Source organism: Streptomyces sp. NPDC051207, from assembly GCF_040682395.1.
Classification (GTDB): Bacteria; Actinomycetota; Actinomycetes; order Streptomycetales; family Streptomycetaceae; genus Streptomyces.
In genome coordinates, this window is the sequence record NZ_JBFBAX010000016.1 from 142730 (window position 1) to 156333 (window position 13604).

Here is a 13604-nt window from a genome sequence, read left to right on the forward strand (position 1 = left end):
CCCCTACGCGGGTACGCGGCGGTCCACCCACTTCCACAGGAGTTCCAGGGTGGCCGCCGCCACCGCCGCCACGCCGACCGCGACCCACGGCATCGTCACGCCGACCAGCCGCAGCGCGAAGAAGTCCTGCAGCCACGGCACCACCAGCACCAGCAGGAATCCGGCGCCCATCGCGGCCACCAGCGCGATCCGCCACCACGTGTACGGCCGGGCGATGATCGCCAGCACCCAGACCGAGACCAGGAACAGCGTCAGCGTCGCCGTGCTGGTCTCCGCGTCCAGCGCCCCCGCGCCCGTGTAGTGCTCCCGGGCCAGCAGATACGTCGTGAACGTCGCCAGCGCCGCGACCGCGCCGCCCGGAATCGCGTACCGCATCACCCGCCGCACGAAGTGCGGCCGCGCCCGCTCCTTGTTCGGCGCCAGCGCCAGGAAGAACGCCGGGACGCCGATGGTCAGCGTCGACAGCAGGGTCAGGTGCCGCGGCAGGAACGGGTACTCCACCCGCGAGACCACCACCATGACCGCCAGCAGGACCGAGTAGACCGTCTTCACCAGGAACAGCGTGGCGACCCGCGTGATGTTGCCGATCACCCGGCGGCCCTCCGCGACCACCGACGGCAGCGTGGCGAAGCTGTTGTTCAGCAGCACGATCTGCGCGACCGCCCGGGTGGCCTCCGAGCCCGACCCCATCGACACCCCTATGTCGGCGTCCTTCAGGGCCAGCACGTCGTTCACGCCGTCCCCGGTCATGGCGACCGTGTGCCCGCGTGACTGCAGGGCGCCCACCATGTCCCGCTTCTGCTGCGGCGTGACCCGCCCGAACACGGTCGCCCCGTCCAGCGCCTCGCCCATCGCGTCCCGCTCGGCGGGCAGCCGCCGCGCGTCCACCACCGCCCCCGACAGCCCCAGCTTGCCCGCCACCGCGCCCACCGACACCGCGTTGTCCCCGGAGAGGACCTTCGCGCGGACGTCCTGCTCGGCGAAGTAGCGCAGCGTGTCCGCGGCGTCCGGGCGCAGCCGCTGCTCCAGCACCACCAGCGCGGCCGGCTCGGCGCCCCGGGCGACCTGAGGGTCGTCCAGGTCGCGGGCGGCGCGGGCCAGCAGCAGCACCCGCAGCCCCTGCTCGTTCAGCCGCTCGGTCTCCGCGAGCGCCGGGTCGCCGTCCGGCAGCAGTACGTCCGGGGCGCCCAGCAGCCAGGTGGCGGCCCGCCCGTCGCCGCCGTCGAGGGTGGCGCCGCTGTACTTGCGGGCGGAGGAGAACGGCAGCGCCCGTGTCGCGCGCCGTCCGCCGGGGTCCGGGCAGGCGTCGATGATCGCCTTCAGGGAGGCGTTCGGCCGCGGGTCGGACGCGCCGAGGGCGCCCAGCACCCGGCGCAGCTCCGCCTCGTCCGCGCCGTTCAGGGGCGTCAGGCCGGTCACCTCCATGCCGCCCTCGGTGAGCGTGCCCGTCTTGTCCAGGCAGACCGTGTCGACGCGGGCGAGCCCTTCGATGGCGGGCAGCTCCTGCACCAGGCACTGCTTCCGGCCGAGCCGGATCACCCCGATGGCGAAGGCGACGGACGTCAGCAGCACCAGGCCCTCGGGGACCATCGGCACGATGCCGCCGACGGTGCGGGCCACGGAGTCCTTGACGTCGTTGTCCTTGACGACCAGCTGGCTGACGACCAGGCCGGTAGCGGTCGGCACCATCATCCACGTCACGTACCTGAGGATCGTGGAGATGCCGGAGCGCAGCTCGGAGTGGACCAGCGTGAACCGGGAGGCCTCCTCGGCGAGCTGTGCCGCGTACGCCTCGCGCCCCACCTTCGTCGCCCGGAACGCGCCACCGCCCGCGACGACGAAACTGCCCGACATCACTTCGTCCCCGGGCCGCTTGACGACGGGATCGGCCTCGCCGGTCAGCAGCGACTCGTCGATCTCCAGGCCGTCCGCCTCGACGCACACCCCGTCCACGACGACCTTGTCGCCCGGCCCGATCTCCAGCACGTCGTCCAGCACGATCTCGGACGTGCCGACCTCGACGGCCGTCCCGTCCCGGCGGACGGTGGGCCTGACCTCGCCGATCAGCGCGAGCGAGTCGAGGGTCCGCTTCGCCCGCCACTCCTGGACGATGCCGATGCCGGTGTTGGCGAGGATCACGAAGCCGAACAGGCTGTCCTGGATCGGCGCGACGAACAGCATGATCACCCAGAGCACGCCGATGATCGCGTTGAACCGGGTGAGGACGTTGGCGCGGACGATGTCGAGGACGGACCGGCTGCTGCGCACCGGCACGTCGTTGACCTGCCCGCGCGCGACCCGCTCGGCGACCTCGGCCGCCGCCAGCCCCACCGCCGGCGACGACGGCCCGGGAGGCACGGATCCGACGTGGGCGCCCGCGTCGAGATGCGTCATGCATTCGACGGTACGTGCGGAATCACGGCTTCACGTGCCGGGGAACCGGAAGATCCGACCAGGGGAGGAGGCGCGTGGTACCGGGGTAGTAGCGGTCATTCGGCCGGGGGAGCGGAGGGCGCCGAGGCCTGCCCCGGCTGCCCGGCCGAGGCCTGCCCCGGTTGTCCGGCCGAGGGGGCTGGAGACTGCCCCGGCGGCCCGCCGGAGGGCGCGGAAGGCTCCTGCGCCCGCTCGGCCGCCGCCCGCTGAGCCGAAGCGTCCTCCGCCGCCGCCCGCTTGATCGCCGCCTCGCGCCTGCGCACGTACCAGATGCCGATGAGGCCGAGACCGCCGCCCGCCAGGCACGTCCACACCCACCACGTCTGCCCGCGGTCGTCGAACCAGCCGTAGAACGGCAGCTGCGCCACGAAGAGGACGAACCAGATGATGGTGCCGCCGACGACGGTGGCGACCACGGGGCCCTCCAAGGGCTCCGGCGCCTCGTGTCTGGGAGTCCACTTCGCCATGCGGCACAGCTTACGAGGTGAGCGGTTCTACGCGCGCAGATGGCCATTCCCGGAATGTGTGTTCATACTGAACCCGTTTGTCTCTGACCATTTCTGTTCGTAGGAAACGCCAAAGCGGCTCGGGGGGAGCCCGTCGGCGATGAGGTTCCGCATGTCCTCCTCGGCCCCCGCCAAGGTCCCCGCGCCCGAGCAGCCCTCCCGGCCGCCCCAGGGCGCCCTCGACCGCTACTTCCGGATCTCCGAACGGGGCAGCACCCTGTCCCGCGAGATCCGCGGCGGTCTCGCCACCTTCTTCGCGATGGCCTACATCATCGTGCTGAACCCGATCATCCTGGGCAGCGCGAAGGACATGCACGGGCACCAGCTGGACAACGGCCAGCTGGTCACGGCGACCGCGCTGACGGCGGCGTTCACCACGCTGCTCATGGGCGTCGTCGGCAACGTGCCCATCGCGCTGGCCGCCGGTCTCGGCGTGAACTCGGTCGTCGCGCTCCAGCTCGCGCCCCGGATGTCCTGGCCGGACGCCATGGGCATGGTCGTGCTGGCCGGTTTCGTGGTGATGCTGCTGGTCGCCACCGGCCTGCGCGAGCGCGTCATGAACGCCGTGCCCCTCGGGCTGCGCAACGCCATCGCGATCGGCATCGGCCTGTTCATCATGCTGATCGGCCTCGTCGACTCCGGCTTCGTCACGCGCATGCCGGACGCCGCCCACACCACCGTCCCGCTCCAGCTCGGCACCGGCGGTCACCTCACCGGCTGGCCGGTGCTGGTCTTCGTGCTCGGCACGCTGCTCACGCTGGCGCTGATCGTGCGCGGGGTGCCCGGCGCGATCCTGGTGTCCATCGTCGTCATGACGGTCGTCGCGGTGGTCGTCAACGCGGTCGCCGAGGTGCCGTCCTGGGGCCTGACGACGCCGCGGTGGCCCGGCAACCCGCTGGCCACCCCCGACTTCGGGCTGGTCGGCGAGGTCAGCCTGTTCGGCGGCTTCGAGAAGGTCGGCGTGCTGACCGGCGTCCTGTTCGTCTTCACGGTCCTGCTGTCCTGCTTCTTCGACGCCATGGGCACGATCATGGGCGTCAGCGACGAGGCGAAGCTGACCGACGCCCAGGGCCACATGCCCGGCATGAACAAGGTCCTGTTCATCGACGGCATCGCGGTCGCCGCGGGCGGCGCCACGTCCTCCTCGGCGACCACCTGCTTCGTGGAGTCCACGGCCGGCGTCGGCGAGGGCGCCCGCACCGGCTTCGCCAACGTCGTCACCGGCGCCCTGTTCGCCGTCGCGCTGTTCCTCACGCCCGTCGCCACGATGGTGCCCTCCCAGGCCGCCACCCCGGCGCTGCTCGCGGTCGGCTTCCTGATCCTGGCGGGCTCGGTCAAGGAGATCGACTGGGCGGACTACACGATCGCCGTGCCGGCCTTCGTGACGATGCTGATGATGCCGTTCACCTACTCGATCACCAACGGCATCGGGATGGGCTTCATCACCTTCGTGGTGCTGCGCCTGGCGGCCGGGCGCGGCCGGGAGGTCCCGGCGGCGATGTACGCGGTGGCCGCGGTGTTCGGCTTCTCGTACCTGATGCCGGCGCTGGGCCTGACCTGACCTGGCCCGACGTGATCGGCCACCGGCGGGACCCGATCCGACCCGCCCTGGTCGGACCTGGTCCGCAGGCTGAGCACGCTGGTCCGCATGGACACGAGGGTCACCGCAGCGGGCCGCGCCACTGCCTCTTTCCGAAGATGACTCACTCGTACGGGTGATCAGAGGGTTTCGGCGCCCGCCGTCCCGGGCACTTGGACGTGTCCGCGGTGGTCCTTAGTCAGGGTAATGAGTTACGCTAACAAGATGCCGGACCTTAGCCATGGCGACGACGCTGCCGCCGTGAACTCCCTGCGCTCCGCCGTGATGCGGCTGTCCCGTCGGCTCAAGCACCAGCGGGTCGACGAGTCGCTCAGCCCCACCGAGATGTCGGTGCTCGGCACGCTGTCCACCTGCGGCAGTGCCACCCCGGGCGAGCTGGCCCGCAAGGAACACGTCCAGCCGCCGTCGATGACCCGCATCGTCGCGCTGCTGGAGGCCAAGGGGCTGGTCCGGCTGGAGCCGCACCACGACGACCGCCGCCAGAAGGTCGTCACCCAGACCGAGCTGGCCACGGCGATGCTCGAGGAGAGCCGCCGCAAGCGGAACGCGTTCCTGGCCTCGCTGGTCGAGGACCTGGACGAGGACGAGTGGGCGAAGATCCGCGCCGCCGCACCCGTGCTGGACAAGCTCGCACACCTGTAAGCAGCACCGACGAGGAGGCGAACCCTGTTGAGTTCGGGAACCGGAGCACACTCCGCCCCCGCACCGCACCCCCACGACAAGCAGCCCGCCCCCGCCGCCACCCGCGGCAGGACCTCCATGTTCTCCTCGCTGAGGGTCAGGAACTACCGCCTGTTCTTCGCCGGCCAGGTCGTCTCCAACACCGGCACCTGGATGCAGCGCATCGCCCAGGACTGGCTGGTGCTCAGCCTCACCGGCTCCTCCACGGCCGTCGGCGTCACGACGGCCCTGCAGTTCCTGCCGATGCTCCTGTTCGGCCTCTACGGCGGCGTCCTCGTCGACCGCCTGCCCAAGCGGCCCACCCTGCTGGTCACCCAGGCGTCGATGGCCGTCACCGGCCTCGCTCTCGCCTTCCTCACCCTCACCGGGCACGTCGAGGTGTGGCACGTGTACGTCGCCGCCTTCGCCGTGGGCCTGGCCACCGTGGTCGACAACCCGGCCCGCCAGTCCTTCGTCTCCGAGATGGTCGGCCCGGACCAACTGCACAACGCGGTCAGCCTCAACTCGGCGAACTTCCAGTCCGCCCGCCTGATCGGGCCCGCCGTCGCGGGCGTGATGATCACCGGCGTCGGCACCGGCTGGGCGTTCCTCTTCAACGGCCTGTCCTTCGTCGCGCCCATCGCCGGGCTGCTGCTGATGCGCGGCCGGGAACTGCACACCGTCGAGCGCGCCCCGCGCGGCAAGGGCCAGCTCCGCGAGGGCCTGCGGTACGTCGCCGGACGCCCCGAGCTGATCTGGCCGATCGTGCTGGTCGGCTTCGTCGGCACGTTCGCCTTCAACTTCCCCGTCTACCTCTCCGCGTTCGCCGACGACGTCTTCGCCGCGGGCGCCGGCGCCTACAGCATGTTCAACACGCTGATGGCGGTCGGCTCCGTGGCGGGCGCGCTGCTCGCCGCCCGGCGCGGCACCGCCCGGCTGCGGGTGCTGACCGCGGCGGCCGTGGTGTTCGGCGCGGTCGAGATCCTGGCGTCCGTGACGCCTGCCCTGTGGATGTTCGCCCTGCTGATGATCCCGCTGGGCCTGTTCGGCATGACGGTCAACGTCACCGCCAACACCAACATCCAGATGGCCACCGACCCGGCCATGCGGGGCCGCGTCATGTCGCTGTACATGATGGTCTTCCTCGGCGGCTCCCCGGTCGGCGCGCCGATCGTCGGCTGGATCACCGACACCTACGGCGCCCGGGTCGGCCTCGCGGCAGGCGGCGCGGTGGCGGCCACGGCCGCGGCGGTCATCGCTCTGGTCCTGGCCCGCGTGGGCGGCCTGCGCCTGTCGGTGGGCTGGCGGCACGGCCATCCGCACGTGCGGTTCGTGCCGCGGGAGCGCCGGAAGGACCTGGCGCGGGCGGCGTAGCGGCCCGGCCCGCTGGGAGACTGGGGCCATGAGACTCTTCGCCGCCGTGCTGCCCCCCGACGAGGTGACGCGGGAGCTGGCCGCCGAGGTGGAGGCGCTGCGGCAGCTGCCGGGCGCGGACGGGCTGCGCTGGACCGGCCGGCCCGGCTGGCACGTCACGCTCGCGTTCTACGGCGAGGTCGACGACGCTCTCGTACCGGAGCTGTCGGCCCGGCTGGCGCGGGCGGCCGGGCGCACCCGCCCCTTCCCGCTGGCCCTGCGCGGCGGCGGGCAGTTCGGGCAGGGCCGGGCGCTGTGGACCGGCGCGGACGGTGACGTGGAGGCGCTGCGGCTGCTGGCCGGGCGGGCCGAGGCCGCCGCGCGCAGGGCGGGCGTGCCGATGGGGGAGCACCGGCGGTACAAGGCCCACCTCACGGTGGCGCGCAGCCGCGGCGCGGCCGACGTCGGGGCGTACCTGGCGGCCCTGGACGGGTTCACGTCCCGCACGTGGACCGTGCGGGAGCTCGTCCTGGTGCGCAGCAACCTGCCGAGGTCCGGAACCCCGGGCGAGCAGCCCCGGTACGAGGCGGTCGCCCGGTGGCCGCTGGGCGCGGCCGGTTAGGCTCGGTCGCGTGGACCCGAAGACCCGGAACCGGATCATGGCCGGTGTGCTCGTGCTGATGTTCGTGGTGGTCGCGGTGGCGGCGGCGCTCGGAAGGTAGCCGCCGCCACCGCGCCGGTGACTGTCCGGGCGGGCTGCCGTGCCGGTCGCTTCCCGGCGCCGCCGCCACCGCCGGCCGGTGACTGTCCGGGCGCGCCGCCGCCGTGCCGGTCGAGGCGGCGCCGGTCACGCACCCGTCACCGTCCGGCGGCGCGCCGCCCCGCCCGCTACCAGGCGAAGGCCTCCGGAGACGGCCCCGGACCCGGGAAGATCTCGTCCAGGCCGGTCAGCAGTTCCTCCGACAGCTCCAGCTCCACGGCCCGCAGCGCCGACTCCAGCTGCTCGGCGGTGCGCGGCCCGACGATCGGCCCGGTCACGCCCGGCCGGGTCAGCAGCCACGCCAGCGCGGCCTCGCCCGGCGCCACGCCGTGCTTGTCGAGCAGGTCCTCGTACGCCTGGATCTGTGCGCGTGCGGCCGGGTCGGCGAGGGTGTCCGCGGCCCGCCCGGAGGCGCGCCGACCGCCCTGCACCTCCTTCTTGATGACGCCGCCGAGGAGCCCGCCGTGCAGCGGGGACCACGGGATGACGCCGAGGCCGTAGTCCTGCGCGGCCGGGATGACCTCCATCTCGGCGCGGCGCTCGGCGAGGTTGTAGAGGCACTGCTCGCTGACCAGCCCGATGGTGCCGCCGCGGCGGGCGGCGATCTCGTTGGCCTGGGCGATCTTGTAGCCGGGGAAGTTGGACGAACCGGCGTACAGGATCTTGCCCTGCTGGACCAGGACGTCGATCGCCTGCCAGATCTCCTCGAAGGGAGTGTCCCGGTCGATGTGGTGGAACTGGTACAGGTCGATGTAGTCGGTCTGGAGCCGCTTGAGGCTGGCGTCGACGGCGCGCCGGATGTTCAGCGCGGACAGCTTGTCGTGGTTGGGCCAGGGCTCGCCGTCCGCGGCCATGTTGCCGTACACCTTGGTGGCCAGGACCACCTTGTCGCGGCGGTCGCCGCCCTTGGCGAACCAGTTGCCGATGATGCTTTCGGTACGGCCCTTGTTCTCGCCCCAGCCGTACACGTTGGCGGTGTCGAAGAAGTTGATGCCCGCGTCCAGTGCCGCGTCCATGATGGCGTGGCTGTCGGCCTCGTCGGTCTGCGGGCCGAAGTTCATCGTGCCGAGGACGAGGCGGCTGACCTTGAGTCCGGTGCGTCCGAGCTGCGTGTACTTCATGGTCCACAAGCCAACGTCCTGGAGTGCGCTCCAGGCAAGCGCCGGGGCTCAGTCGCGGGGGAAGTCACCGGTCGTGAGGACCGGCCGGCTCCCTTCGAGCGCAGCCGCGCGGTACAACGATACGCACGGTGACGACGTCGCGGCGGGTTCCGGTCAGTGCTCGTACGGGCCCCCCAGGTCCCAGCCCTGGTGCATGGCCTCCGCGAAGGCCGCGGCGATGCGGTGTTCGCCGCTGTCGTTGGGGTGCGTGCCGTCGTACGTGTCGGTGTGGATGTCGTACGGCGGGTGCGGGAACGCCGGCAGCAGGGGGGAGCGGGGCTCGTCCAGGTCGGCCGCCGCCTTGGCGAGCAGTTCGTTGAAGCGGGCGACCTGCTCGGCGAAGGGGGCGTCGTGCTCGGCCCGGATGTTCGGGATCACCGGCAGCAGCACCATCCGCACCCGGGGGTTCGCCGCCCGCGCCTCGGCGACGAAGCGGCGCGCGTTGTCCGCGGTCTGCTCGGCGCCGGTGTAGAAGCCGAGGTCGATCAGGCCGAGGGAGACCAGCAGGACGTCCGCCCGGCAGGTGCGCACCGCGTCCCCGATGAGCGGCGCCATGTGCAGCCAGCCCTCGCCCCAGCCGGCCAGGTGGGCGCGCGGGAAGTCCGGGTCGGCGTAGGCGTACGAGGTGGGGGCGTCCGCGGTCTTGTCGTACAGCGTCTCGCGCGGGCCGACGAAGGTGAACGGGCCGCCGTACGTCGCGCACAGGTGCTGCCACAGGCGGTAGCGCCACGTGTGGTCGCCCGCGCTGCCGATCGTCATCGAGTCACCGACGGGCATGAACCTGAGCATCCGCTCATCATGGACGATGCCCCGGCCCCCGGTGGACCGCCGGGGGTGTGAGTCCGGCCACCCTGCGTGAACACGCCCCGGGGATGGCAGTCTTGGGGCATGCGCCGACCGCTCGCCCCGCTCGCCGGGATCCTCCTCGTGGGCGCCCTCGCCGTGCCCGCCCCGCCCGCGTCCGCCGCCGACGACGGGTTCACCATCCGGGACCCGCGCATCACGGAGTCCAGCGGTCTCGCCGCCTCCCGGCAGCACCCCGGCGTGTACTGGACCCACAACGACCAGGACGAGGGCGCCCACCTCTACGCCGTCGACAGCCGCACCGGCGAGACCGTGGCGACGGTCACCCTGACCGGGGTGGGCACCCCGCGCGACGTCGAGGCGATCGCCGTCGGGCCGGACAACCAGCTCTGGGTCGGGGACATCGGCGACAACGACGGCGTGGTCTGGCCGTACGTGTGGGTGTACCGGCTGCCCGAGCCGAAGACGCTGAAGGACCAGAAGGTGCGGGCGACGCAATACGTCGTGACGTACTCCGACGGGCCCCGCGACGCCGAGTCGCTCGTCGTGCACCCGAAGACCGGCCGCGTCTACCTCATCGACAAGCAGGAGAACGGCGGGCACCTCTACGCGGGACCGGCCGAGCTGTCCGCCTCCGGCAGCAACACCTTCCGGCCCGTCGCCCCCGTCGACCTGTGGGCCACCGACGCCGCCCTGTCGCCCGACGGCCGTCATCTCGCCGTGCGCGGCTACTTCGGCGGCATCTGGTACGACTGGAACGGCGGCGAGCCGAAGCGGCGCGGCCGGCTGAAGGTGCCGCTGCAGAGCCAGGGCGAGTCCGTCACGTACTCCGCCGACGGCACGAGGATCCTGTACGGCAGCGAGGGCGTGGAGAGCCCGGTGGAGGCGGAGGTCGCGCCCGGCCGGGACGCGAAGTCTCCGTCGGGCAGGGGCGGTTCGGGCGGCGGCGAGGAGGGCGCCGGGCTCAGGACGGGTGCGGTCGCGCTGGTCGTGGCGTGCGCCGCGCTGTTCGGGGCGCGCAGGCTGTTTCGCCGGGGCTGAGCCGGACCGCGGCCCCCGTCACGCCTCCCCGCGCTGCCGCCGGGCGACCAGGACCTCCAGCCCGTCCAGGATGCGCTGCAACCCGAACTCGAAGTGGTCGAAGTCGGGGCCGAAGGTGTTCTCCGCGAGGGAGGCCATCACCGGGTAGCGGCCGGAGGCCATGACCTCCTCCAGGACCGGCCGCTGCGCCTCCCAGAACTGCGCGTCCGTGAGCCCGGACCTGCGCTCGGCCTCCTCCTGGTACAGCTGCGTGCGCGCGGCCCCGACGACGTACCCGTCGATCATGATGATCGCCGAGACCAGTTCGGGGTCGGACAGCCCCATGGGCTTGATGCGGGAGAGGACCTTCTCCATGCCGTCCAGGGCGCTCGGGCCGAGGATCGGGCGGGACTGGTTGACGCGCAGCAGCCAGGGGTGGCGGCGGTAGAGCGCGAGGGTGGCCCGGCCGAGCGCTTCGAGGGCCGCGCGCCAGCCGCCGTCGCCCGGTTCGGCGGGGTTCTCCGTCGGGCGCTGCACGCGGTCCAGCATCAGGTCGAGCAGCTCGCCCTTGCCGGGGACGTAGCGGTACAGCGTCATCGTGCCGGTGCCCAGCTCGGCGGCGACCCGGCGCATCGACAGGGACTCCAGCCCTTCGCTGTCCGCGATCCGGACGGCCGCTTCCACGATCTGGTCCAGCGTGAGCGCCGGGCGGGGGCCGCGGCTGGGGCGTCTGCCGGTCTTCCAGAGCAGTTCCAGCGTGCGCGCGATGTCACCGCTGCCGCTGGTCTCCGTACCGCCGGTACCGCTGTTGCCGCTCGTCATGGGGTTCAGTTTAAGTCCCGGCGAAAAAAACTGGGTACGCTGTACGCGCAATCGGGTACGCTGTACCCAGTTGATCGAAGGGGGATCCATGACCAACGGATACGCGGTGCGGGCCGAGGCGCTGGAGAAGCGCTACGGAGAGAAACGCGCCCTCGACGGCTTCGACCTGACCGTCGGGGAGGGCACCGTGCACGGCCTGCTCGGGCCGAACGGCGCGGGCAAGACCACCGCCGTACGCATTCTGTCCACGCTCGTCCGGCTGGACGGGGGACGGGCCGAGGTCGCCGGTCTCGACGTGGCCCGGCAGCCGCGCGAGGTGCGCGCCCGCATCGGCCTCACCGGCCAGTACGCGGCGGTGGACGAGGTACTGACCGGCCGGCAGAACCTGGAGATGTTCGGCCGGCTGTTCCACCTCGGCGGCAGGCAGGCCCGGCTGCGGGCCGCCGAGCTGCTGGAGCAGTTCGACCTGACCGACGCCGCCGACAAGGGCGTCGGCGACTACAGCGGCGGCATGCGGCGCCGCCTCGACCTCGCCGCGTCCATGATCCTGGCCCCGGCCGTCCTCTTCCTGGACGAGCCGACGACGGGCCTGGACCCGCGCAGCCGCGGCGAGGTCTGGGAGTCCGTACGGGAACTGGTGGCGGGTGGCACGACCGTGCTGCTGACCACGCAGTACCTGGAGGAGGCCGACCGGCTGGCCTCCCGCATCACCGTCATCGACCGCGGCCGGGCCATCGCCGACGACACCCCGGACGGGCTGAAGAACCTCGTCGGCGGCGACCGCATCGAGGTCGTCGTCGCCGACCGCGCCGACATCCCGCGCGTGGTGAAGGTCGTCGCCCGGGTCGCCGACGGCGAACCCGAGGCGGAGGAGGGTGAGTTGCGGGTGCACGCCCCGGTGACCGACCGGGTGGCGGCCCTGACGGACGTGGCGCGCACCCTTCAGGACGAGGGCGTGCGCGTGGAGGACATCGGGCTGCGCAGGCCCAGCCTGGACGACGTGTTCCTGCGCCTGACCGGACACCGCACGGAGAAGGAGGCCACCGCATGACCGCCGTCGACCTGACCGCCCCGGCCGCCCGCGGCCGGGTGTACTGGCTGCTCTCCGACTGCTGGAACATCGTCCGCCGCGGCCTGACCCACTACCGCCGCCAGCCGGTCAACATCGCCTGGCAGCTGGGCTTCCCCATCCTGTCGGTCCTGCTGTACGGCTATGTCTTCGGCAGCGCGATGAAGGTGCCCGGTGGCGGGGACTACAAGGACTTCCTGATGCCGGGGATGTTCGTGATGACGATGGCGTTCGGCTTCATCAACACCGCGACGGTCGTCGTGTACGACTCCACGCGGGGCGTCATCGACCGGTTCCGCTCGATGCCGATGGCCTCCTCGGCGGTGGTGGCCGGGCGCGGGGTGACCGACCTCGTGGTCGCCTGCGCCGAGCTGGGCATCATGATGCTGACGGCACTGGCCATGGGCTGGCGCCCGGACGGGGGCTGGGGCTTCCTGGCCGCCTTCGGCCTGCTGCTGTGGCTGCGGTTCGCGCTGATCTGGGTCGGGGTGTGGCTGGGCCTCCTGGTCCCGAACCCGGAGGCGGCGGGCGGCCTGTTCGCCGTCGCCTTCCCGCTGACGATGATCTCCAGCATCTTCGTCGCCCCGCAGCTCATGCCGGACTGGCTGGGCTGGGTGGCGGCCTGGAACCCCATCTCGTCCACGGCGGCGGCGGCCCGCGAACTGTTCGGCACGCCGGTCGGCGGCGGCGGGTCGTGGGTCGAGCAGCACGCGCTGCTGATGGCCGGGGTGTGGCCGGTGATCCTCACGGCGATCTTCCTGCCGCTGGCGGTACGGCGCTTCCAGAAGCTGAGCCGGTGAGTGGTGGCGGGGCCTGGGCACGGTCACGGCCGGGGGCACGGGAGCGTGGGCTGGTCGCGGTTGGGTGAGCAGGTCACGAGGGCGAGGGAGAGATAGGAGGGGCGTTCCAGGTAGAAGCCCAGGGACACGTCGGCTCCGGCGGCGAGCCGCTGGGCCGCGGACCTGACGTACCGGTCGGCATCGCGCGTGACCTCTGACGCGAACCGGTGAGCGTACTCGGCGAGCCGCTCCCCGAGCCATGCCGCCGCGTCCGCCGCGTCGTCCCAGGTGCCGCGTACCAGGGCGGCCGGCTTGACGAGCCAGTACGCCGTCTCCAGCGGCGGCAGATCCGACGCGGGGAACGCGGCGGCCACCTCGCGGTAGCGCTGGATCAGCTCGGGCCGGCTGCCGGGCGGGGGCGGTTCGGGATGGGGCGGACGCCGCAGGGCCTCTTGGTCGAAGCGGTCCTTGGGCCCGGTCCAGAGGTAGGCGTGGTGGTGCACCGGGGTCCTGTTCGGGGGGTGGTTCCGGCCCGTTCCCATGGGGACGCTGTTGGTTAATCCGGGCCGAGCGTGACGTCGGTCTTCACGATCCAGTTGTGGTCGTGGAGACCGACGTTGTCGTGTGGGGCGGGGTAT

Annotated in this window: 13 protein-coding genes; 7 read left to right on the forward strand and 6 right to left on the reverse strand. The window is 72.3% G+C overall.

Features of this window, described 5'->3' with window-relative positions; translation table 11 throughout:
* Window positions 1–3 precede the first annotated feature (3 nt).
* Both AB0M97_RS17970 and AB0M97_RS17975 read right to left on the reverse strand, forming a co-directional pair.
* The gene (locus AB0M97_RS17970) at window positions 4–2394 is read right to left on the reverse strand and encodes an HAD-IC family P-type ATPase (protein WP_365961823.1); all 2391 of its coding nucleotides are present in this window, start codon (window positions 2392–2394) and stop codon (window positions 4–6) included.
* Window positions 2395–2489: 95 nt separating this feature from the next.
* Window positions 2490–2900, reverse strand: a complete 411-nt coding sequence (locus tag AB0M97_RS17975; RefSeq protein ID WP_365961824.1) for a DUF2530 domain-containing protein — start codon at window positions 2898–2900, stop codon at window positions 2490–2492.
* Window positions 2901–3051: 151 nt separating this feature from the next.
* Between AB0M97_RS17975 and AB0M97_RS17980 the strand changes: the two genes are divergently transcribed.
* The 4 genes from AB0M97_RS17980 (at window position 3052) to thpR (ending at window position 7174) form a co-directional block, all read left to right on the forward strand.
* Window positions 3052–4500: an NCS2 family permease gene (locus AB0M97_RS17980; protein ID WP_365961825.1), complete on the forward strand. Its 1449-nt coding sequence runs from the start codon at window positions 3052–3054 to the stop codon at window positions 4498–4500.
* 243 nt (window positions 4501–4743) lie between these two features.
* Window positions 4744–5181: a MarR family transcriptional regulator gene (locus AB0M97_RS17985; RefSeq protein WP_365961826.1), complete on the forward strand. Its 438-nt coding sequence runs from the start codon at window positions 4744–4746 to the stop codon at window positions 5179–5181.
* A gap of 27 nt (window positions 5182–5208) precedes the next feature.
* Window positions 5209–6573 carry an MFS transporter gene (locus AB0M97_RS17990; protein ID WP_365961827.1) on the forward strand — a complete coding sequence of 455 codons (1365 nt, stop codon included), beginning with the start codon at window positions 5209–5211 and terminating at the stop codon, window positions 6571–6573.
* 28 nt (window positions 6574–6601) lie between these two features.
* On the forward strand, window positions 6602–7174 hold the full coding sequence (gene thpR / locus AB0M97_RS17995; RefSeq protein ID WP_365961828.1) for an RNA 2',3'-cyclic phosphodiesterase: 573 nt from the start codon (window positions 6602–6604) through the stop codon (window positions 7172–7174).
* Window positions 7175–7440: 266 nt separating this feature from the next.
* Here the strand turns inward: thpR and AB0M97_RS18000 are convergent, their stop codons facing one another.
* Both AB0M97_RS18000 and AB0M97_RS18005 read right to left on the reverse strand, forming a co-directional pair.
* A complete protein-coding gene (locus tag AB0M97_RS18000; protein ID WP_365961830.1) occupies window positions 7441–8433 on the reverse strand; it encodes an aldo/keto reductase in 993 nt (330 codons plus the stop codon).
* Window positions 8434–8586: 153 nt separating this feature from the next.
* On the reverse strand, window positions 8587–9261 hold the full coding sequence (locus tag AB0M97_RS18005) for an SGNH/GDSL hydrolase family protein (protein WP_365961832.1): 675 nt from the start codon (window positions 9259–9261) through the stop codon (window positions 8587–8589).
* A gap of 99 nt (window positions 9262–9360) precedes the next feature.
* On the opposite strand from AB0M97_RS18005, the gene AB0M97_RS18010 reads away from it, so the two are divergent.
* On the forward strand, window positions 9361–10317 hold the full coding sequence (locus tag AB0M97_RS18010; protein WP_365961833.1) for a WD40 repeat domain-containing protein: 957 nt from the start codon (window positions 9361–9363) through the stop codon (window positions 10315–10317).
* Between the two features lie 18 nt (window positions 10318–10335).
* Here the strand turns inward: AB0M97_RS18010 and AB0M97_RS18015 are convergent, their stop codons facing one another.
* Window positions 10336–11118 (reverse strand): TetR/AcrR family transcriptional regulator, encoded by a 783-nt coding sequence (locus AB0M97_RS18015; protein ID WP_365961834.1) that lies wholly within the window; start codon window positions 11116–11118, stop codon window positions 10336–10338.
* Window positions 11119–11206: 88 nt separating this feature from the next.
* Between AB0M97_RS18015 and AB0M97_RS18020 the strand changes: the two genes are divergently transcribed.
* Together AB0M97_RS18020 and AB0M97_RS18025 are read left to right on the forward strand one after the other, a co-directional pair.
* Window positions 11207–12169, forward strand: coding sequence for an ATP-binding cassette domain-containing protein (locus tag AB0M97_RS18020; protein WP_365961835.1), 963 nt, complete (start codon window positions 11207–11209; stop codon window positions 12167–12169).
* The gene (locus AB0M97_RS18025) at window positions 12166–12987 is read left to right on the forward strand and encodes an ABC transporter permease (RefSeq protein WP_365961836.1); all 822 of its coding nucleotides are present in this window, start codon (window positions 12166–12168) and stop codon (window positions 12985–12987) included. Before AB0M97_RS18020 ends, AB0M97_RS18025 begins: the two co-directional genes overlap by 4 nt.
* Before the next feature lie 23 nt (window positions 12988–13010).
* Here AB0M97_RS18025 and AB0M97_RS18030 read toward each other — a convergent pair whose 3' ends face one another.
* On the reverse strand, window positions 13011–13469 hold the full coding sequence (locus AB0M97_RS18030) for a hypothetical protein (protein WP_365961842.1): 459 nt from the start codon (window positions 13467–13469) through the stop codon (window positions 13011–13013).
* Between the last annotated feature and the right edge of the window lie 135 nt (window positions 13470–13604).